The following is a 21,084-nucleotide window of genomic DNA, read 5'->3' as shown; positions in this document are numbered from 1 at the left end:
CACTCCTGCTTTTTACTGTATGTTTCTCATACCGGAAGCTTTACACGGAGTCATGCCGGGCATTTTCAGATACGTCCTCACTGCCCCGAACAATCCGCGAAATAATATATCTTGGACGTCTCTTCACTTCCTCGTAGATCTTCGCAATATAATATCCAATGATTCCAAGACTGAGCATGATAGCGCTTCCTATCAGAAGCAGCACGATCACTATGGTTGTATAACCTTCCACTGCATGTCCGGTAAAATACTGGGCAAGAGAATACACAGCCAGGACAAGCGAAAACAGAAAACAGATTCCACCTCCCACTGTTACAAACTGTAAAGGTACAGTCGTAAATGCAACAATGTTTGTAAAAGCATATTTAACCAGGGACCAGGCAGACCATTTTGATACTCCTGCCTCCCTCTCCCGGACTTCAAAGCTGACAGAAGCTGTTTTAAATCCGACCCATGAAGAGGTTGCCCTAAAAAACATATTTCTTTCCGGCATGGATAGAATGCTCTCTACCGCCCGTCTGTCCATCAGCTTAAAATCTGACGCATTCTGCATGTCAACTCCCGTAGCTTTTGACATGATCCCATAAAAGAATCCCGCACATTTTTTATGAAGAAAGCCTTCCTTTCCTCTGCTGGACTTTACTCCCTCGATCACCTGATATCCCTGTTCCCACAAACGATACATTTCCACCAGAGTTTCCGGCGGATGCTGAAGATCACAGTCCATTACTGCTACGGCGTCTCCTTTTGCCTGGGCAAGCCCGGCAAATACCGCAGCCTCTTTTCCAAAGTTTCTGGAAAATCCCACCCCCAGAATATTGGGGTCTTTTTTTCCGGCCTTTTCAATTTCTTCCCAGGTACGGTCTGCAGAGCCGTCGTTGACCAGTACCAGTTCGTAGGAAATTCCGGCCTTTGTCAGAACCTCCCGAAGTACGGAACAGGTTTTTTCGATCATAAGCTCTTCATTATATGCAGGAAGCACAACTGATAAAACACTCATACTTTTGCTACCTTCTTTTTATTTTTTGTTTTTATTCTTACAAATACCAGACCAATGTAACACAGGGCTCCCGCCAAAGTCAAGCAGATGCCCGGCACAAGAAACGGCGTCCTGTATTCAATCAGGATCTCATGATCCCCCTCTGGAAGCTCCAGCGCCATATACATGGTATTGGCCTTTTTCAGCTCTGTTTCTTTTCCGTCTACATAAGCCCGGAAACCTTTACTGTACGGAACAGAAATCAGAAGTCCTTTCGGTTCTGAAAGTGAAATCGTTCCAATGATCCTGTTTGTTTCCATACGGATATCCTTCAAAACCTCCTGCCCCAGCTTTTCTGTCTGTTTTGTAATACGCTCCATAGGCTGACATACGATTTTCAGCTGATCAAACGTATACACACCCGGCTTTTCAAAAGTAAGGGTAATGGATTTTTTTGCCGACTTTCCGTATCCTGTATTACACAGGAAATTATGTTTTCCGCTGTAGGCGTTATATTTGTCTGTAAAAATGCGTATGGTTTTTTCAGGGAACTGTCCCCCTACTGTCACAGAAGCCTTCTGACTTTCTTTCCAGTATCTCCAATGACTGTCCTCATGAAGAAGCTGATTTTTTTCGTACCGGGTCATTTTATTCCATTTCTTTTCGCTGACCCGCTCCTTTGGCGAAAGTCCGTCATAATCCAGCCCTTCTGCAATCAGATAGGTTTCACTGTTTTCCAGACCGTTAAACAGAAGTTCCAGCTTTGCCCCCTCTTGTGTAACCTTTATTTTTCCATCCTTCACTGAACACCCCTTGCCTTTTCTGATCTCATAAGGGATTTCCTGATCGTTAAATTCCGGTGTGGTCTCAGGAAGAGAACTGTTTTCAAGCACAATTCCCTGAAGGAGCACCTGCTGTTTTTCAGTAACTGTCATTTTTTCATATTCCTCTCTGGGTATAAAGGAATCGTAAGTATACCCCAGAGGAAGAGCCTCTTCACTTCCAAAGGCCTCATATATTTTTCCGTTTTTGTCCGCGCTTCCCTCCAGCCAGTAATATCCATAGGGCATATACTGATATCTGTTGTTTTTTACAACAAAATATTTAACTGAAGCCAGTCTGTCCAGAATGGTTCTTCCATCCAGGTTTTCATAATGCTGCTCCCAGGGCGTATTCAGATACATTTCGTCAAAAAACTCTCCGATACTTCCGCTTGCAACACTGAAATAATAGGAAGTGCTGTTTGTTCCCATATGCATGGCTGAATTTTCGCAGGAAAGGGCATCCAGCTGGTCATAGCGATACACGGAAGTGTCTTCTGTGTCCAGAACTGCCAGATCTGTGCCTGATTCCAGAGTTTTCATTGCCTCTCCCCTGTCCGCAAACTCTGAAAGATAGTCTTTTTCCATGGAATACTGATAATAAATATTAAAAAATATTCCCGCTGTAAGAAGTCCGCTCATCATCAGGCAAAGATTTCTTTTTCTTACGAAAATAGATCCGTACAAAAGAATCACTGCAGTGGAAAATACCAGCAGAAGCATTGCTGACATATTTCTCTGAGTACGGGCCGCCTCTGAAAAAAGCGCTGCCACGCAGTAAATAAGGAGCATTACAAATACCCGTCGCTTTTCCCGGATATCCAGTCGAAAAAGCTCAGGATAGATTTTTACAAAAATATAGGCGATCAGCATCCCATAGGCCCAGATCCACCGGTTGGACACATAGGAAAAGCCATTAAGCACATGTCCGGCAAAAGGAACCAGAAGAAACACATTCAGAAGAAGGAATCCTATCTTCAACGCTGTGTTTGATTTTTTCTTTGCAAACAGGACAAACACTCCCGTCATGGCAATCGCCGTGTAACCAGCCACACCCCACTGGATCATATTTTCTCCAATGAGACAGCTTAAATATTTTTCATAGTAAATTCTGTCATACAAAAGTGGCACGTAATTTTCTGCCTGAAAGCGATCTGTGCCGAACACAGGAAGAATGACCGGCAAAAGGATCACTCCTGCAAGAAGAACAGCAATCACAGAATACCCTGCAAATACTGACAGCCACTTTCCAATGCATTTAATGGTCCGATCAGATTTATCTGTAAACACCACAAAATAATCAAAAGCCGCATAAAGTACCATAAAAATCCCCAGCATATAGAAGAAATAAAAATTTGATACTCCTGCAAGTGCCACAGCCCAGATAAATACATAAGGCTTTTCTTTTCGGTAGATCTTGTCAATTCCCAGTAAGATCAGAGGAAGATAGATCATCGGATTTGCAAAATACGGATGTTTCATAGCCGCATAGATCGTCCATCCTGCAAAAACATAGATCAGAGAGCCCATAAGAACTGCCTGCTTTGAATTTTTGTGATAAAAACAGTATCTGCTGAATGCAATTCCCGCAAGATAAATCCTTAAAAAAATCAGAAACGCATACAGGTATTCTGTTTTTTCCGGCGACACAAATACAGATAAAAGCGTCAGAGGATCACCGATCACATAATAGTGGAGCGTTGTCAGAATATCAGACCCATAGCCGATATGCATATCCCACATGGGAATCTCAAGTTTATGCTCCACAAAAACAGAATGAAGAATATTCCTCAGATATTCTCCATAATAAGCAAGGGAATTCAGATGCTGGGGCACACCGTCATGGCTCCAGATCAGAGATTTCCCGTTCAGATAAAACTGCAAATAAAGAATCAGTCCAATAATTCCAAAAGCCAGAGTATAGATCAGATAGTAATCTGTTTTCTTTTCTGTTGAAAATCTTTTTTTCATATTCATAAATTAGCTTTCCTTTAAAAAAGCCGCGGTACCTTTGTACCGCGGCCAAAAGTCTGAATTTATTCAGCATCTGCTCCGTAAAGAGTGATGAGTTTGTTCAGATAATCATATCTTTCCTTAGCCTCAGCCTCATTCTTAGCAAACAGTCTTTCAGCTTTCTCAGGATTCTGACGTTTCAGAGAATTGTAACGAACCTCTCCGTCAAGGAATTCCTGATAGTCATCCATGTTCGGAGCCTTGGAATCCAGAGTAAACTTGTTCTCTGCTGCCGGATTGAAGCGGAAGTTATGCCAGTATCCGCACTTAACTGCCAGCTCTTCCTCAGTCTGAGCTTTTGACATACCCTTCTTGATACCGTGGTTGATACATGGAGCATATGCAATGATCAGAGACGGTCCCGGATAAGCCTCAGCCTCAGCGATTGCTTTTACAGTCTGGTTGAAGTCGGCGCCCATGGAGATCTGTGCTACATATACATAGCCATAGCTCATAGCGATGGAAGCCATATCTTTCTTCTTCACTTCTTTACCGCCTGCAGCGAACTGAGCGATCGCACCTGTCGGTGTGGATTTTGAGGACTGTCCGCCAGTGTTGGAGTAAACTTCTGTATCGAATACCATAACGTTGATGTCACGTCCGCTTGCAAGAACATGGTCAACACCGCCGAATCCGATATCGTAAGCCCATCCGTCACCACCGAAGATCCACTGGGATTTCTTGGAAAGGAAGTCTTTCTGAGCAAGGATTTCCTGAGCTTTTTCGCATCCGCATGCTTCCAGAGCCGCTACCAGTTTATCTGTAGCTGTTCCGTTAGTAGCACCTACGGAGAATGTGTCAAGCCATTCCTGTCCTGCTGTCTTAACGTCTTCATTTTCACCGTTTGCAACAAGATCCTCAACCTTTTCTTTCAGGCCGTCACGGATTGCTTTCTGAGCAAGAAGCATACCATAACCGAACTCTGCATTGTCCTCGAACAGAGAGTTAGACCATGCCGGACCCTGTCCTTTTGCATTTACAGTGTAAGGTGTGGACGGTGAGGAGTTACCCCAGATAGAGGAACATCCTGTAGCGTTTGCAATATACATTCTGTCACCGAAAAGCTGGGTGATCAGTTTTGCGTAAGGTGTTTCACCACAGCCTGCACATGCTCCGGAGAACTCAAGCAGTGGCTGTTTGAACTGGCTTCCCTTAACAGTTGTCTCTTTGAATTTAGCAACAACATCTTCCTTAACCGGAAGTGCTACGCCATAATCAAAGAATTTCTGAGCGCCTGCATTTGCTTCCATGTTTTCCATAGCAAGTGCTTTTGCACCTTTCTTGCCTGGGCAGACATTTGCACAGGAACCGCAGCCTGTACAGTCATAAGCGGAAACAGTGATAGCGAATTTGTAATCTTTCATACCGGTCATCGGCAGAGTAGCCATGCCTTCCGGTGCGTTAGCAGCTTCTTCTTCTGTAAGAGCTACCGGACGGATAACAGCGTGCGGACAAACATATGCACAGCGGTTACACTGGATACAGTTTTCCGGCTGCCATACAGGAATGTTCACTGCGATACCACGTTTCTCATATGCGGAAGAACCGGACGGTGTAGTACCATCTACATAATCCTTGAATGCAGATACAGGCAGGGAATTACCTTCCTGTGCATTTACTTTGGACTGAATGTTGTTTACGAAATCAACAACATCTTCTCTTCCGTTCTCAGCGTGAGTCATATGAAGGCCTTCATCAGCTGCATCTTTCCAACTTTCCGGAACCTGGATCTCAACAACCTGCTTAGCACCTGCATCGATCGCAGCCCAGTTTTTCTGAACGATATCGTCACCCTTACGTCCGTAAGTAGCTTTAGCTGCTGCTTTCATAAGGTCGATTGCCTGCTCCTCAGGAATGATTCCTGTAAGTTTGAAGAATGCAGACTGAAGGATTGTATTGATACGTGTCGGTCCCATGCCGGTTTCAATACCGATCTTCACACCGTCAATGGTGTAGAATTTAATGTCATGGTTGGCGATAAATGCTTTTACCTGTCCCGGAAGATGTTTCTCAAGGCCTTCCATATCCCATGGGCAGTTCAGAAGGAAAGTTCCACCGTCTACCAGTTCCTGAACCATGTTGTATTTGTTCACATATGAAGGATTGTGACAGGCAACAAAGTCAGCTTTCTTGATCAGGTAAGTAGATTTGATTGGTTTTTTACCAAAACGAAGGTGAGACATTGTAACACCACCGGACTTCTTGGAATCATAGTCAAAGTAAGCCTGAGCGTACATATCTGTATTGTCACCAATGATCTTGATGGAGTTCTTGTTTGCACCTACAGTACCGTCAGCGCCAAGACCCCAGAATTTACAGTTTGTGGTTCCTTCCGGAGTTGTCACGATCGGAGCGCCTGTTTCCAGGGACAGATTAGTAACATCATCCACAATACCGATTGTAAATTTCTCTTTGGAAGTGTTCTCATATACAGCAACGATCTGAGCCGGTGTTGTATCTTTGGAACCAAGTCCGTAACGTCCGGAGAATACCGGAGTATCTTTGAACTGGGAATCCTTGAGAGCTGCTACAACATCAAGGTACAGCGGCTCGCCAAGAGCACCCGGCTCTTTTGTTCTGTCAAGAACTGTGATCTGTTTTACAGATGCAGGGATTGCATCGATCAGTGCCTGTGCGCAGAATGGTCTGTAAAGACGAACTTTGATCACGCCGACTTTTTTACCTGCTGCTGCAAGATAATCGATTGTCTCCTCAATTGTATCATTTACAGAGCCCATAGCAACGATTACATGTTCTGCATCCTCAGCTCCGTAGTAGTTGAACAGTTTGTAGTCTGTTCCGATCTTTTCATTTACTTTATCCATGTACTCCTGTACAACTGCCGGAAGGGCATCGTAGTACGGGTTACATGCCTCTCTTGCCTGGAAGAAGATATCCGGGTTCTGAGCAGAACCTCTCTGGCACGGGTGATTCGGGTTCAGCGCATTTTTACGGAACTCTGCGATTGCATCCATATCTGCCATATCTTTCAGGTCTTCATAATCCCATGTCTCGATCTTCTGGATCTCATGAGATGTACGGAATCCGTCAAAGAAGTTGATAAACGGAACTTTTCCTTTGATAGCTGCAAGATGAGCTACCGGTGTAAGGTCCATAACCTCCTGAACAGATGACTCGCAAAGCATTGCGCATCCTGTCTGACGACATGCCATAACATCAGAATGGTCTCCAAAAATGGAAAGTGCATGAGAAGCAAGTGCACGGGCAGATACGTTGATAACGCCCGGAAGCTGTTCTCCTGCGATCTTGTAAAGGTTCGGGATCATCAGAAGAAGACCCTGAGATGCTGTGTAAGTAGTTGTAAGGGCACCAGCTGCCAGAGATCCGTGAACTGCACCTGCAGCACCAGCCTCAGACTGCATTTCAGTAACCTGTACTTCCTGCCCAAAGATGTTCTTTCTTCCCTGGGTTGCCCACTCGTCTGTGGCCTCAGCCATAACAGATGAAGGGGTGATCGGGTAAATAGCAGCTACATCAGAAAAAGCATATGATGCATGAGCGGCTGCATGGTTACCATCCATGGTTTTCATCTTTCTTGCCATAGTTTTCTTTTCCTCCTTAAAGGTATGATGAAAATTATTTCTAGGCTGTCATCCAGTCTAAAATTCCATTACTGATTATATCATATTCCGATGATATTGTCCAACTGGATTCTGATTTTTTTTGTATACAACATTCTGATTTTTTGTATACAACAAAGGAGTGCTCCACCCCTCCTGTGCCATGATGCACATTTGCGGCGGACCACTCCTTTTTATTCGTTCTGCCCCCTCTGTCACGGCAGTATACCGGAATCCCGCTCCGGCTGTACCGGGCAGTAAAATCCTCCGGTTCACATACTGTCAAACAGCTCCTGCAGTGTTTTTCGCTTAAAAAGTTTCCACAATTCTTTCTGGATCTCTGCAAGTTCCCGGTGAACAAGGCAGGGCGTTTTATCCCTGTTGTCTCTGACACACTGATATTTTGGATCCATACATTCTATAATCATAAGTTCCGGGTCTATTGCCGTATAAATATCATACAGAGTGATCTCCCCCGGAGTACGATTCATGGAATATCCCCCATGGACTCCTCTGAAGCCTCTGACAAGCTTTGCTTTCTGAAGTTTTTTCAGGATTTTATAAGCAAAAGGGGCTGTAATCTCCTCACGTTCACAAATTTCTCCGACACTGAGCCGCTCCGCACCCGAAAGTGCACGGATCACTCGTACTGCATAATCGCATTCTCTTGTAATCAACATATCTTTTCCCTCTCCACTGTCTCTTATGTCCGTCTCTGATGTCACTGATCAAAGCCAGCAGTTTTTATGAATCTCCTTTTTTAGCTCATTCCCTCGATGCTATGTTTCCAATTATAACAATTTGTCTGCAAAAATTCAATATTCTTTAATAATAACCTGTATGATTTCCGTTCCTGCGATCACCGTAAACGGAACAGACGGAAGGTACTGCCTTCTATTTTTCTGCAAAGATCAGCAAAATACCAAAAGCCAGGATCACAACGCCAAGAATCCTCCTGAGCCACACCCCTGCTGCCGCATATCGGGGATTTTTTATTACCCGGTCCACATAACTGTAACCGATTCCTGTTCCCACCAAAAGCACACTGTGACCTACAGCATAAAGCACCATCAGTAAAACGCCCCACCAGGCATTCTGCCCCAGCTCCGCAACCAGAGCCAGAAGGGCAACCATAACCGGAATTGCGCAATGGGAAGCAAACACCCCACCCAGAGCCCCTGTGAAAAACGCTCCGATATATCCTTTTTTTGTCATGTGCTCCGACATATGGATGTGAGGAATCAGACTGATGACACCAAATACCTGAAGGGCCATCAGAATCATAAGAATTCCCATAAGAATTGTCCACCAGTGTCCGGCCTCATGCATCCGGTGCCCGATAAAGGACGCAACTGAGCCAAAAATCCCAAAGGTCACTGCCATTCCCGAAGCCATGGAAAGGGACAGGCACACAGCTTTTTTGCGGTCTGCCTCCACAGCCCCCACGCAGGCCAGAAGCATGGGTACCGAAGCAAGAGAGCAGGGGGTAAAAGAGGTAATGATCCCTGCCACAAGGCTCAATACAGGCGCTGCCCAGAGATTTTGCGTCATCATCTCTGTAAGCGACTTTATGATTTCAGTCATAAATAACAATCTCCCTTCTATAGAAATACAGCCATATTTTCTGTTCATTTCCTTTTAAAACTTGATTATAGCAGTGTCCTGTTGATTTTTCAAGAAAATAACTCTTGCAAAATCCAGACTTTACGGTACAATGGGAATGAGCTGCAAAAAACAGCATCCTGATAAAATGTAAAACCGTAACCGTAACGAAGAAAAGAGGTACTTTATGATTTCAGCAAATAACATCACTCTTAGGGTTGGAAAAAAAGCCCTGTTTGAAGATGTCAACATCAAATTCACAGAAGGAAACTGCTACGGTCTCATTGGCGCCAACGGTGCAGGAAAATCTACTTTTCTGAAGATCCTGTCCGGACAGCTTGAACCAACCAACGGCGACATTGTGATCACACCCGGACAGCGTCTTTCTTTCCTGCAGCAGGATCATTTTAAATATGACGCCTATCCTGTTCTGGATACAGTCATTATGGGAAATTCCAGACTGTATGAGATTATGAAAGAAAAAGAGGCCATTTACGCAAAGGAAGATTTTACAGACGAAGACGGCATCCGCGCCAGTGAACTGGAAGGCGAATTTGCAGAAATGAACGGATGGGAGGCAGAATCTGACGCCGCAACCCTTCTGAACGGTCTGGGCATTGAAACAGAATTCCATTACTCACAGATGGCCGATCTTACAGGAAGCCAGAAAGTCAAGGTACTTCTGGCTCAGGCACTTTTTGGAAACCCGGACATCCTTCTTCTGGATGAGCCTACTAACCACCTGGATCTCCCTGCTATTGAATGGCTGGAAGAATTCCTGATCAACTTTGACAATACTATCATCGTAGTTTCTCACGACCGTTATTTCCTTAATAAAGTCTGCACCCACACTGCCGACATTGACTATGGCAAAATCCAGCTTTATGCAGGAAACTATGATTTCTGGTTTGAATCCAGCCAGCTTCTTATCAAGCAGATGAAAGAGGCAAACAAAAAGAAAGAAGAAAAGATCAAGGAGCTGCAGGAATTTATTTCCCGTTTCAGCGCCAACGCATCCAAATCCAAGCAGGCGACTTCTCGTAAACGTGCCCTGGAAAAAATCCAGCTTGATGATATGCGTCCCTCAAGCCGTAAATATCCTTATATCGACTTCCGTCCAAACCGCGAGATCGGAAACGAAGTTCTTATGGTGGAAAATCTTTCCAAAACAATTGACGGAGTAAAAGTTCTGGACAACATTTCCTTTACTCTGGGCCATGATGATAAGGTAGCTTTTGTAGGCGCTAACGAGCAGGCTATCACCACCTTCTTCCGCATCCTTATGGGAGAGCTGGAACCGGATGAGGGAAATTATAAATGGGGTGTAACAACCTCCCAGGCTTATTTCCCAAAAGACAACACTCAGGAATTTGACAATGATCTTACTATCACCGACTGGCTGACCCAGTATTCTGAGATCAAGGACGCCACCTATGTCAGAGGCTTCCTGGGACGTATGCTTTTCCCGGGCGAGGATGGAGTAAAACGTGTCAAAGTTCTTTCCGGTGGCGAAAAGGTGCGCTGTCTCCTTTCCAAAATGATGATCTCCGGCGCAAATATCCTTGTTCTGGACGAGCCCACCAACCACCTGGATATGGAATCCATTACCGCTCTGAACAACGGACTGATCAAGTTCCCGGGAGTTATTCTTTTTACCTCCCATGACCACCAGTTTGTTCAGACAACAGCCAACCGTATCATGGAGATCCTCCCTGACGGAAAACTCATTGACAAGATCACAACCTACGATGAATATCTTGCCAGTGATGAAATGGCAAAGAAACGTCATGTATTTGAGATCAATGAGGAAGACGCTTCCGACAACTAAACATTGTATAAAGCCCAACAGAAATGAAAAGACGGCAGGCACCACTTACAAAGTGATGTCTGCCGTTTTTCCCTGGGTTACTTCCAGAAGGCTTCTTACCGGAACCTTCAGAGTCAGTCCGATACGTCCTCCGCTTATATAAATTTCCTCAAAATTTTCTGCTGAGGAATCAAACACTGTGGGATATGCTTTCTTCATTCCCAGCGGGCTGCAGCCGCCTCTTACATAACCTGTGATCTTCAGGATATCCTTTACATGGATCATGTCCACTGCCTTTTCCCCCACTGCCTTTGCCGCAGCTTTTCTGTCAACCTCTTTCTGGATCGGTACCACGAACACATAATAGCCCCCGCTTTTTCCTTCCATTACCAAAGTTTTAAAGGACTGCTCGTAAGGAGCGCCCACCAGATCCGCACTGTGGATCCCGTCTATAAATTCATCACATTCATAAGGAAATGCCTCATAGGAAATCTTTTTCCTTTCCAGCATCCTCATGGCGTTTGTTTTAGCCTCTTTTGCCATTTCGTCTGTCCTTTCCCGTCTTTCTCTCTGAAATTTTCTTCCACGGAAGAATACTTTCTCTGTCTTCCTCTTCCATCATTTCTCTGAGGATTTCCTCATCAAGCTCATCCTCATCAATAGGATCGTCACAAAAATCCTCATATCTGTCCGGTTGTTTCAGATCTGCATAAAACTCCCTTTCCTTCCAGCTGTCAGGATATCTATCCAGTTCGTCAGAAAATTCTTCCTGATTTTTTTGTTCCGGCCGATCTACCCGAATGGTATAGGTCTGTTTTCTTCCTGGGTTCATACTATAAGAAGGCCGTCCGTAAGAATCATCATATGCATAAGAATCAAGGGGCAGATCAAGCTCCGGATCCTTTGTCCGCCTGGGACGATACACAATGGTCTTGTCCGGATCCAGTCCATACTCATCCACAATACGGCGCTTTCTGTCTTTTTCTCCTACCTGGATATCCACCGGAGTGTGTTTTCTGGATGAGCCTCTGTTTTCTGAATAATTTCTCATCACCGGAGAATCCCTTCTGTCCGGAGCATTTCTTCTAGCATCTCGTTTTTCGTCAACTGAGGAACGTCGCCTTGTGCCCTTTTCAGCTTTCTCTTCCTGTACTCTTTTTCTTCTTACCGGAGATTCATAATACATTTCTTCTTCAACATCCGGATACAGATCATAATCCTCTTTCTCCCGGCGTTGTTTCTTCTTAGACCGCCCGGCAGAAGCTTCATATTCTTCCTCATCCTCTTCGTATCTGCTGCGGTTGGTTGCAAACTGGATCAGCATACCAAGAACAGCAAAGGCTGCGCTGAGCCCGATCCCATAAGGAAAATCCCCCAGTCCCCCGATTTTTGCCAGAGACATACCTGCCATCGCACCACCAAGGAGACTGGTTCCTACAATGATCACCTCTTTTGCCCACTTCATGGCAAGTGTTCCCAGTCCCGCTCCCGCAAGAAGGCAGATAAAAAATACCAGAGAAGTAGTCGGATGCAGAACATAAATGGCAATTCCCAGACCTAGGCCTGCTCCCAGAACAAAAATACCTACCTTATAACTTATAAATACAAGAATTGCCAACACAACACCTACTCCGACACCAACCGCAATCCGTACGGTATTGTCACTGATCTCCATAAAAAACGAGGCTCCATATCCAAGACCCGTTCCAATGACAAAAGCAAAAAGCATCATCCAGAAACGGAGAAGCCTGTATCCAAGAATACAGTTTATGACACCAAATACCAGCAGGATCCCAAACCCTATCAGCTGTATATCTGTTACTGCTGAAGCAGACCGGAACCGTTCTATCATATCCATTCCCCTCAGCAGGATATCCAGAATGCTGTTCATACTCTTTTTCCTCCTTTATGTTATATGTCAGAACATAAAATACATAGTTTTCATATTTTCCAGAAGTCCGTAATGATACCCCACAGAATCCAGCCCGTAAAGCTGGAGATAATATTCTGCTACACGATCAATATAGCTCTCCTGTATCCATTCTCTGTAAGCTTCATTATACGCTTCCTGCGTGCTGAATTTGAACCTCACCACAGCTGCCCCGTTGTCCAGACGCATCTTACAATATCTGTAAAGAGCTTCGCTGTCATAACTGTCAAAGCAGCCCTGATTCAGCACATAAAAATTTTTATCCACTGCTGTACATTCCGGTACGGAAAATTCCCGGGAAGGCGTGTAGATTTCCCGATACTCGTCCGGAAACGGGCAGAGATAATCATACAGTATTGTTTTATGCTCCGCAAATTGAACCGCATCTCCTTCCAGAAATTCCGGCTGATCTCCATTTGTTGCATCCACATAATAATACTGTCCGTCAAGCAACACAATATTCCATGCGTGTCCATCCGCACTGTCTTTTGCGCTTCCCTCCACATAAATACAGGGAACCCCCAGCCTTTCCAGGCAATACTGGACCGCCCTGGCATACCCGGCGCATACTGCCTGTTTTTTCCAGAAAACACCCGCGATATTCTGATCGTGCTCAGATGAAACATATTCTGTTGTATCAATCAGATATGTATAAACTGTTTTGACCTTTTCATAATCATCTGCATTTTCCGGTATCATTGCAGTCATTTCCTGATATCCCTGTTCCACGGCTGCCTGGATCTCCTGGATTTCTCCATCCGTATAAGTGTATCCCGGGGAAAACAGGCTGTAATCCTCTCCCGGATAAGAAGTCCTGTAAACAGCCTCCCGATTATGGATCCAGAAAAGTTCCGGATGGTCCTTCAAAACAGCATGGTATACCCTGTCAATCACCGCATCCTCCGAAGAGGTCAGATAAAATTTCTCTTTTCTCTCCCGAATCCCCTGCAGCATTTGTCTGTAGATATTTTTTTCCTGTTCTTTCAAAAGCTGAAAATAATATTCCTGATGCCCCTCATCTGTCTGCGCAATTTTCTGCTCCCGGAGTTTTTTAACCTGTTCCGGCTCCTGATCAAACACAGATCCGGCTGCATCTACTATCTGTTTCAGTCCTGTTTTTCCTTCCCGGTCACTGCCGGAGTCCTTTTTCTGCAATATACCAGACGCAATACCGGCAACGATCAGAAGCAAAAATAACAGAAAAAAGAGCTTGGGAAAACGCCTTTTTTTCATTTGTTTCTCCTTTTGAAAAATCATGCCCATGCGGATTTCATTTTTCCGCATGGGCATATGTTATGCTGCGTGTAAACAGTTGCTGTAGGATTTCTCTTTCAGATCAGTCTTCAAAAATAACCTCAACATCCTCAAATTCCTCTGATTCTGAAGGTTTCTGAGAAACAGAAACATTCTGGTCAAGAATACTCTGAAGTGTATCCGTCACCTCAGCATTACCAGTTCCCTGACTCTGTCCGGTCACTGCGGGCTGTTCTTCCTCATCCATATCTTCAAAAATAACTTCTGCATCTTCATCAGAAACAAAAATTTCATCGCTGTTTCCGCCCTGCGGCACAGAACCGGAAGCGCTGCCTGAAGCGAAATCTTCTGCTGTTCCATTCTGTTCCAATTTTTCCGGAGCCGAAACATTTGCTGTGGAAGCTCCAGCGCTGAGCATCTGAATCCGTTCTTCCTCCGTAGGATAGAAATCCGGCTGGCGGATATAACGGAAGCTTGCACCATAAGCCTCTCCAACTGTAACGCCGTTTTTGCTGGAAGAACAGTGTACAGCAATCCAGTCTCCCGCGTCTGTCTGACCGCAGATAATACCTACATGATTGTCGCTTCCTGCCTCAGGTCCATTCTGGAATACCAGATCCCCCGGCTGAGCATCTTCTTCACTGACAACATTGGCATTAAGCCACTGCTCCGATGTTCCGTCACCTATGCTGCTCTGCATTCCCTGGTTCAGATATCCATTGATCACTGACCAGGTAACAAAACCGCTGCAGTCCAGTCCATAGGCTCTTGTGCTGCCTGTACTTGGACTTCCTGCCGCATCTACCTTTTCCGCATTTCCCCAGTTTGCGTCCTTACCGATTGCTGTAGACTTACCGCCCCAGAAATAGCCCACCTCTCCAACCAGAGAGTATGCTGCCGTGATCACATTTACACGTTCCTCTGATACATCATCGCCTACACTCTGACGCACAAAACCTTTTGCATCCGTTACAACCGCACAGAGAAGTTTACAGTCTGTTTCCACATATTTTTTAAGAACACCTCTCTGTTCCTGAGGAATCCTGTTTTTCTTTATGTAGGTATTAATATGATAATTTCCATAGGAAACATGAGAAGGATTCTCCTCATCTCTCACAATTGGATTCATTTCCGCAAAAATTTCTGCCAGCCTGTTTTTGGAAGAGGAATCCATTTTAAATTCCTTAACGCCATTCTGGCTCTCTTCAAAAACATAAACAGCAAGAATATCCTGCCAGTTTCTCACCAGGAGTGAATCCGAAGAAGCCGTCAGACCATTTTCACGGGCATCGCTGGTATCTGTCAGACCATTCTTTTCTTTATATTCCTTTTCAATCTGATCCATTACAGAAGCAAAATCATCTGAAAAAGTAAGCTGATAATTATTTTTCAGACTGTCCAGATAAAATTCTCTTCCTGCATGAAGATTGGAAACCATACTGGTGTAGTATACCGGAGTTCCTGTCTTACCTGTTTCAGAGCCGTCTGAAAAATCCGTTTTGTTGTCATCCTTGTCTTCCTGTTTTTTAAGAGTTTCCATTCTCTTTTCCATTTTTACAAGAACATCATAATTTGTCACAAGCTTCTTTTCTTCTTCTGTAAACTCATCATAGATCTTGCGAAGCTCTTTGAGCTTTTTTTCATGCTTTAATGTAAGCTTTTCTCCTGAAAGCCTGTCAATTTCAGCAATAAGAGCTTTTACTGCCTGCTGATCCGCTTCCGGAGTCACAGTTGGCTGTGGTGTTACCGTAACACTTGGCTGAGGCGTTACCGTTGGTCCCGGTGTTATGGTAGGTGAAGGCTGTGGTGTCACCGTTGGACCGGGTTCCGGTGTTCCCGTTGGTTCCGGCGCCACAGTTGGCTGCGGTGCTTCTGTAGGCGCAGGTGTAACAGGCGCCTCTGTCGGTACCGGAGCTACCGTGGGTGCAGGTGTGGCAGGTGCTTCCGTAGGCGTCGGAGCTGTTTCTCCCTGTCCTGAACCGTCACCAAAATCCACTACAGTCTCCACTCCCTCATTACCGGCCATTACAGCCGCCGGACTTGACAGAACTGTACCGGAAATCAATGTAATACATAAATATTTTGTCAGATATTTGTTCTTCATTCTGGTTAATATTACTCCCTTCCAAGAACATATCTTTATTCCCCTATATAAAGGTATGCCTTCCTCAATGTCGTTTGCTTACATATGACCGTTTTCATTTTATCATACACTTTTTTCAAAATCAACCGCCGGAGCGCAGGCCCCGGCGGTTTTAGCACAAAATTCATATTTTTTTCATATTTCAAAAATACATGCCGGAGTCTTTGCCTCTTCCAGGCACAGATGGCAGACTCCCCGAAACACCTGACCGCATACATCAAGAATATATCTGATATCATCTGAAATATTTCGTTCTTTTTTCAGATATTCTGCATGTTTTTCCTGAATATACTCTGTAAGCTGTCCAAAACTTCCAAAACCGATCTCCGCAGTCTGATACCGGGCAGCCTCTCCATTTCTGATACAGCTCTTCAGCCGGTTTTTCAGTTCTTTCTCATAACTGTTATGTTCTACGAGAGAACCGGTAAAGGTTTTATTATGAGGAAAAGTAAAATAATCGGCAATGTAATGAAAAATTTCTCCCAATCTTCGCCAGAACACTCTTTCTTTGTACTGATCCATGCCTTCCTCTACCAGTTTTTTCAGTTTTTCCTGTATTTCATCAAAAGTACCAAAAAACTCATGTCTTTTTGTTACGAAAGATGGTCGGATATCCGGAAGGATATTTCCCAGGCAAAATGCCTTTCTGTGTGACTGAAGACTCTCAGAAACCGTCATCTGATCAGCCAGATATCTGGCCAGCAGTATATGTGATTTTTTCCTCATTTTTTATTCTCTCTTTCATAAAAAACAGTTTACTGCAACCACTGTCCACTATAGCAGAACCACTGGTCTTTTACAAATAAAGTTTTTATAAATTTTATAAACTGTTAGTTATCTGTATATCCGAAATTTCTGATACGCACACACCGAAAGAGCATAAAAATCCCTGCAATACTAACAGATTTCCGCCCTGTCACGGATTACAGTTCTGACAGGGTGAATAGCCCTGCTGAACCAGTTCATCCCTTGTTCCCGTGATCTCCATTTTATTCTTTTCTTTCATCTGATTTACACTGCGGCAATCCGGAAGATGAAACTTCCCTGAATTCACATTAAGAATATAAGTTGTTTCTCCTGTACTTTTCTCTGCAGCAATCTCCTGATCCGAAGCTGATAATGCTTCTCCTTTTTCTCCACTGAATTCCGGGGTTTCCTGTACAGAAATTCCCTCTTCTTCCTCCCAGCTGTCTCCGGTCCTGTAGTCAATCCCAACTCCCGGCTGAACATTATAGCAATATACATTAAAAAGGACTCCCTGGCCTTCATCCTCTACAGACTGTGCTTCCATCTGAACCCCCGAAGCCACCAGGTCATCTCCATTATATAAAGGTGTCACTCTGTAAAGCACATGGTTCCCGGTTTCACGGATATAATCTGCAGTCATATCCTCAAAAGGCAGCATTCCCTCTACATTCATATATCTGGTCCCAGTGATCAGGTTTTCTTCATTGGCATTTTCTGCAGTAAGCTGATAACCGATCAAATGACATCTGTTATACAGATATTTCCCGTCTACACAATCATATTTTCGGGTATGCCAGCCGGATGGGCGAACCTGCCCGATTTTCCCTCTCTCCTCTACCGGCATCAGTTCCTGTCCTATATTTGCAAAGGCTGTTCCGCATCTTCCCAGCGAATCCAGTTCGCTGTAGCTTTCAAATGAATCCAAAGACAGCTCTTCTTCTGTAAACTCCGGAACATTATCATTAAGCACTGTATAGGGGCTTCCTGTATAAGAAGGAATAGAAGCCAGATCTGCTGCTCCGTAAACCACTTCCGGCATCCACGGATTTCCTGCTGCGCTTCCTGCCAGCAGTCCCACCGATAGCATGGTCGAAATCAGAAATTTCTTTAATTTTTTCATCATAACCGCTCCCTTATGTATGATTTTCGCAGTTTTTGCCATTTCACGACAAAATCCCTGTAAAAATCCTATCACAGAAGCCGCCATTTTTCAATAATTCTGTAACTGTAAAAAACTCAGGAACCATAAAACGGCTCCTGAGCTTTTTGTTATATATTTTTGAAATCCGGAGTTCCCATAAGGTCATAGGGAGTACTCTGATACACGTAATAATTCAGCCAGTTTGTGTACAAATTGTTTGCATGAGCCCGCCACATAAGCAGAGGCTTATTCGCAGAATCGTTATCCCTGTAATAATTACGCGGAAGCTCAATGGGAAGTCCCTTATCGGTATCCCGCTTATATTCTCCGTCCAGAGTAATGCGATCATACTCCGGATGCCCCATAACAAATATTCTCCGACCGTCCTCAGCCATTGCAAGAAAGAGTCCCGCTTCTTCTGATTCGGCCAGAACTGTAATCTCTTTACACGCACGGATATCTTCCATGGGAACTTCGGTATGTCTGGAATGAGGCGCCAGAAACATATCGTCGAAACCTCTTACAAGAGGGATCTTGCGGTTCAGAACCTTGTGCCAGAAAAGACCAAACATTTTCTGGTCGAGTTTTTTCTTCTGAAGGCCATAAAAATGATAAAGACTTGCCTGAGCGGCCCAGCAGAGAAAAATGGTGGAAGTGACATGGGTTTCTGTCCAGTCCATGATTTCTGTAAGTTCGTTCCAGTAATCTACTTCTTCGAATGCCATCTGTTCCACCGGGGCGCCGGTGATGATCATACCGTCAAAGCGCTGCTCTTTCAGTTCGGAAAAGGTCTGGTAAAACTTATTCAGATGGCTGAGGGATGTGTTTTTTGCCACGTGGCTTTCCACAGCCATAAATGTTACGTCTACCTGAAGAGGGGTATTGGAAAGAGAGCGGAGAAGCTGAAGCTCAGTTTCCTCTTTTAAGGGCATCAGATTCAGAATTAAAATCTGAATGGGCCGGATATCCTGATGGACTGCCCGCGTTTCATCCATAACAAAAATATTTTCTTTTTCCAGAATTTCTTTTACGGGAAGTTCTCCCTGTATTTTAATCGGCATTTAATGATCCTCCTTGCCTTTTATTTATTCTGTCTGAAAATCTCCTTTTGTAAGGTCCAGAAAATCTTCCTCGGACAGAATGGGAATTCCAAGCTCTTTTGCCTTTTTATTTTTTGATGAACCGGATGTCTTGTCATTATTGATCAGATAGTTTGTCTTTTTTGTAACAGAACCGGTTACTTTTCCGCCAAGAGATTCGATGAGAGCTTTGGCCTCGTTTCTGTTGGAAAAATGCTCCAGACTGCCTGTGATCACAAAAGTCATTCCTTCAAAAGTCTGGCCTCTGGGAGCCTCTTCTTTTTCAATATTAAGATGTCCGATCAGATGATCCAGTTTTTTGTTGTTGTCTTTGCTCTGAAAATAGGAAACAAGATTCCCGGCAATTACAGGGCCGATGCCGTCAATGGCGCTGACTTCATCCAAATCTGCATGGCGGATGGCTTCCAGGTCATAATCAAAATGTCGACAGATCACTTTTGCGTTGGCAAGACCGATATTGGCAATTCCAAGGCTGTAAATAACTTTTGCAAGAGTAGTGGTTTTTGCTTTTTCCAGGCTTTCTGTAAGATTGTGAAAAGATTTTTCTCCAAAGCCGTCCATATTTACAATTTCTTCTTTGTATTTTTCAATCTCAAAAATATCCCCGAAATCGTGGATAAATCCTCTGGCAATAAATTTTTCCAGGGTTGCCTCGGAGAGACCGTCAATATTCATGGCATCTCTGCTTACAAAAAGGGTGAATGCCTTGATTTTTTTTGCGGTGCAGTCGGGATTTGTGCAGTACAGAGCTTCTACATCGTTTTCTTTTATGATCCGGGCTTCTTTACCACACACCGGGCAGGTGTCCGGAATTTCCAGACGGCTGCTGCGGGTAAGGTTTTCTGCAATCTGAGGAATGATCATGTTAGCTTTATATACCTGGATCGTATCACCGATACCAAGCTCCAGTTCACGTAGAATACTTACATTATGAACACTGGCGCGGCTTACTGTAGTTCCTTCCAGCTCTACGGGATCAAATATTGCAACAGGATTGATAAGACCGGTTCTGGAAGGGCTCCATTCAATTTCTTTTATGGTTGTTTCCCGGATTTCGTCTGCCCATTTAAAAGCAAAAGCGTTTCTTGGAAATTTTGATGTGGAACCCAGAGAATCTCCATAGGCGATATTATCATAAAGTGCTACCAGACCGTCAGAAGGAAAATCATTTTTTGTAATAGCGGATGAAAAATAATCCATTGCTTCGTCCAGCGTTTCCCCTGTGACAACCCGGTATTCTACTGTTTCAAACCCCTGGCTTTTCAGCCATTCCATCTGATATTCTCTGGAATTGTGCATGTCCACATCCTGAGCAGACACAAGTGAAAATGCATAAAAGCGTACGTTGCGCTGGGCAGTGATCTGATTATTCAGCTGACGGACAGAACCGCTGCAGAGGTTTCTTGGATTTTTGTATTTTGCATCCACATCTTCAATCGAGTCATTGATCCGCTCAAAATCAGAATACGTGATGATTGCTTCTCCCCGGAGTACCATACGACCCTGAAAAGCAATTTTGAGAGGAATGTTACGGAATACTTTTGCGTTGTTTGTAATGACTTCTCCAACTACCCCGTTTCCTCTGGTTACAGCTTTCTGAAGAGCACCGTTTTCATAGGTGAGTACAATAGTAAGTCCATCCATTTTCCAGGACAGAAGGGTTTTATGGCTTCCGATAAATTCCCGGAGAGCCTCTCTGTCTTTTGTTTTATCCAGAGAAAGCATGGAGGTTTCATGAGTTTCTTTTGGAAGAAAATCAACTGCTTCATACCCTACGTTTACTGTGGGGCTGTCGGCAAGAACGATTCCTGTTTCCTGCTCCATCTTTATCAGCTGGTCGTACAGATCGTCGTACTCTCTGTTGTCCATGATATCCCGGTCTTCCTGATAATAGGCTTTTGCCGCTTTGTTTAATTTTTTTACCAGCTCTTTCATCTGCTGCAGGGTTGTTTCCATAATGACCTCC

Annotated in this window: 14 protein-coding genes; 1 reads left to right on the top strand and 13 read right to left on the bottom strand. The window is 44.2% G+C overall.

Features of this window, described 5'->3' with window-relative positions:
* Window positions 1–40: 40 nt before the first annotated feature.
* The 5 genes from LU279_RS07655 to LU279_RS07635 form a co-directional block, all read right to left on the bottom strand.
* Window positions 41–1,000, bottom strand: a complete 960-nt coding sequence (locus tag LU279_RS07655; protein ID WP_274421985.1) for a glycosyltransferase family 2 protein — start codon at window positions 998–1,000, stop codon at window positions 41–43.
* Window positions 997–3,777: a YfhO family protein gene (locus LU279_RS07650; RefSeq protein ID WP_274421984.1), complete on the bottom strand. Its 2,781-nt coding sequence runs from the start codon at window positions 3,775–3,777 to the stop codon at window positions 997–999. The genes LU279_RS07655 and LU279_RS07650 overlap by 4 nt, the downstream gene beginning before the upstream one ends.
* A gap of 59 nt (window positions 3,778–3,836) precedes the next feature.
* Window positions 3,837–7,376 (bottom strand): pyruvate:ferredoxin (flavodoxin) oxidoreductase, encoded by a 3,540-nt coding sequence (nifJ, locus tag LU279_RS07645; protein ID WP_274421983.1) that lies wholly within the window; start codon window positions 7,374–7,376, stop codon window positions 3,837–3,839.
* A gap of 290 nt (window positions 7,377–7,666) precedes the next feature.
* Window positions 7,667–8,074 (bottom strand): RrF2 family transcriptional regulator, encoded by a 408-nt coding sequence (locus LU279_RS07640; RefSeq protein WP_274421982.1) that lies wholly within the window; start codon window positions 8,072–8,074, stop codon window positions 7,667–7,669.
* Window positions 8,075–8,288: 214 nt separating this feature from the next.
* Window positions 8,289–8,978, bottom strand: coding sequence for a cytochrome c biogenesis CcdA family protein (locus tag LU279_RS07635; protein WP_274421981.1), 690 nt, complete (start codon window positions 8,976–8,978; stop codon window positions 8,289–8,291).
* Window positions 8,979–9,183: 205 nt separating this feature from the next.
* On the opposite strand from LU279_RS07635, the gene LU279_RS07630 reads away from it, so the two are divergent.
* Window positions 9,184–10,824 carry an ABC-F family ATP-binding cassette domain-containing protein gene (locus tag LU279_RS07630; RefSeq protein ID WP_274421980.1) on the top strand — a complete coding sequence of 547 codons (1,641 nt, stop codon included), beginning with the start codon at window positions 9,184–9,186 and terminating at the stop codon, window positions 10,822–10,824.
* Window positions 10,825–10,869: 45 nt separating this feature from the next.
* On the opposite strand, the gene ybaK is transcribed toward LU279_RS07630, so the two are convergent.
* From ybaK to ligA, 8 genes are all read right to left on the bottom strand, one after another.
* Window positions 10,870–11,346, bottom strand: a complete 477-nt coding sequence (gene ybaK / locus LU279_RS07625) for a Cys-tRNA(Pro) deacylase (RefSeq protein WP_274421979.1) — start codon at window positions 11,344–11,346, stop codon at window positions 10,870–10,872.
* A complete protein-coding gene (locus LU279_RS07620; RefSeq protein WP_274421978.1) occupies window positions 11,330–12,694 on the bottom strand; it encodes a TM7S3/TM198-like domain-containing protein in 1,365 nt (454 codons plus the stop codon). Before LU279_RS07620 ends, ybaK begins: the two co-directional genes overlap by 17 nt.
* A 27-nt stretch (window positions 12,695–12,721) precedes the next feature.
* Window positions 12,722–13,966: a transglutaminase domain-containing protein gene (locus LU279_RS07615; protein ID WP_274421977.1), complete on the bottom strand. Its 1,245-nt coding sequence runs from the start codon at window positions 13,964–13,966 to the stop codon at window positions 12,722–12,724.
* A 103-nt stretch (window positions 13,967–14,069) separates the two neighbouring features.
* Window positions 14,070–16,091, bottom strand: coding sequence for an NlpC/P60 family protein (locus LU279_RS07610; RefSeq protein WP_274421976.1), 2,022 nt, complete (start codon window positions 16,089–16,091; stop codon window positions 14,070–14,072).
* Between the two features lie 174 nt (window positions 16,092–16,265).
* A complete protein-coding gene (locus LU279_RS07605) occupies window positions 16,266–16,856 on the bottom strand; it encodes a zinc dependent phospholipase C family protein (protein WP_274421975.1) in 591 nt (196 codons plus the stop codon).
* Between the two features lie 190 nt (window positions 16,857–17,046).
* Window positions 17,047–17,997 (bottom strand): DNA/RNA non-specific endonuclease, encoded by a 951-nt coding sequence (locus LU279_RS07600; RefSeq protein WP_442870147.1) that lies wholly within the window; start codon window positions 17,995–17,997, stop codon window positions 17,047–17,049.
* A 149-nt stretch (window positions 17,998–18,146) separates the two neighbouring features.
* Entirely contained in the window at window positions 18,147–19,079 is a 933-nt protein-coding gene (metA, locus tag LU279_RS07595; protein WP_274421974.1) for a homoserine O-acetyltransferase MetA, read from the bottom strand.
* A gap of 24 nt (window positions 19,080–19,103) precedes the next feature.
* A complete protein-coding gene (gene ligA, locus LU279_RS07590) occupies window positions 19,104–21,074 on the bottom strand; it encodes an NAD-dependent DNA ligase LigA (protein WP_274421973.1) in 1,971 nt (656 codons plus the stop codon).
* Between the last annotated feature and the right edge of the window lie 10 nt (window positions 21,075–21,084).

The sequence above is a fragment of the Blautia sp. XA-2221 genome, from assembly GCF_028767025.1.
Taxonomy (GTDB): Bacteria; Bacillota; Clostridia; order Lachnospirales; family Lachnospiraceae; genus Blautia_A.
Note: the sequence above shows the minus strand (reverse complement) of the source record. Positions and strands in the feature narration are given on the sequence as shown.

Coding starts and splice junctions, on each gene's coding strand:
- LU279_RS07655 (WP_274421985.1), bottom strand. CDS start 1,000: ATGAGTGTTTTATCAGTTGTGCTTCCTGCATATAATGAAGAGCTTATG.
- LU279_RS07650 (WP_274421984.1), bottom strand. CDS start 3,777: ATGAATATGAAAAAAAGATTTTCAACAGAAAAGAAAACAGATTACTAT.
- nifJ (WP_274421983.1), bottom strand. CDS start 7,376: ATGGCAAGAAAGATGAAAACCATGGATGGTAACCATGCAGCCGCTCAT.
- LU279_RS07640 (WP_274421982.1), bottom strand. CDS start 8,074: ATGTTGATTACAAGAGAATGCGATTATGCAGTACGAGTGATCCGTGCA.
- LU279_RS07635 (WP_274421981.1), bottom strand. CDS start 8,978: ATGACTGAAATCATAAAGTCGCTTACAGAGATGATGACGCAAAATCTC.
- LU279_RS07630 (WP_274421980.1), top strand. CDS start 9,184: ATGATTTCAGCAAATAACATCACTCTTAGGGTTGGAAAAAAAGCCCTG.
- ybaK (WP_274421979.1), bottom strand. CDS start 11,346: ATGGCAAAAGAGGCTAAAACAAACGCCATGAGGATGCTGGAAAGGAAA.
- LU279_RS07620 (WP_274421978.1), bottom strand. CDS start 12,694: ATGAACAGCATTCTGGATATCCTGCTGAGGGGAATGGATATGATAGAA.
- LU279_RS07615 (WP_274421977.1), bottom strand. CDS start 13,966: ATGAAAAAAAGGCGTTTTCCCAAGCTCTTTTTTCTGTTATTTTTGCTT.
- LU279_RS07610 (WP_274421976.1), bottom strand. CDS start 16,091: ATGAAGAACAAATATCTGACAAAATATTTATGTATTACATTGATTTCC.
- LU279_RS07605 (WP_274421975.1), bottom strand. CDS start 16,856: ATGAGGAAAAAATCACATATACTGCTGGCCAGATATCTGGCTGATCAG.
- LU279_RS07600 (WP_442870147.1), bottom strand. CDS start 17,997: ATGAAAAAATTAAAGAAATTTCTGATTTCGACCATGCTATCGGTGGGA.
- metA (WP_274421974.1), bottom strand. CDS start 19,079: ATGCCGATTAAAATACAGGGAGAACTTCCCGTAAAAGAAATTCTGGAA.
- ligA (WP_274421973.1), bottom strand. CDS start 21,074: ATGGAAACAACCCTGCAGCAGATGAAAGAGCTGGTAAAAAAATTAAAC.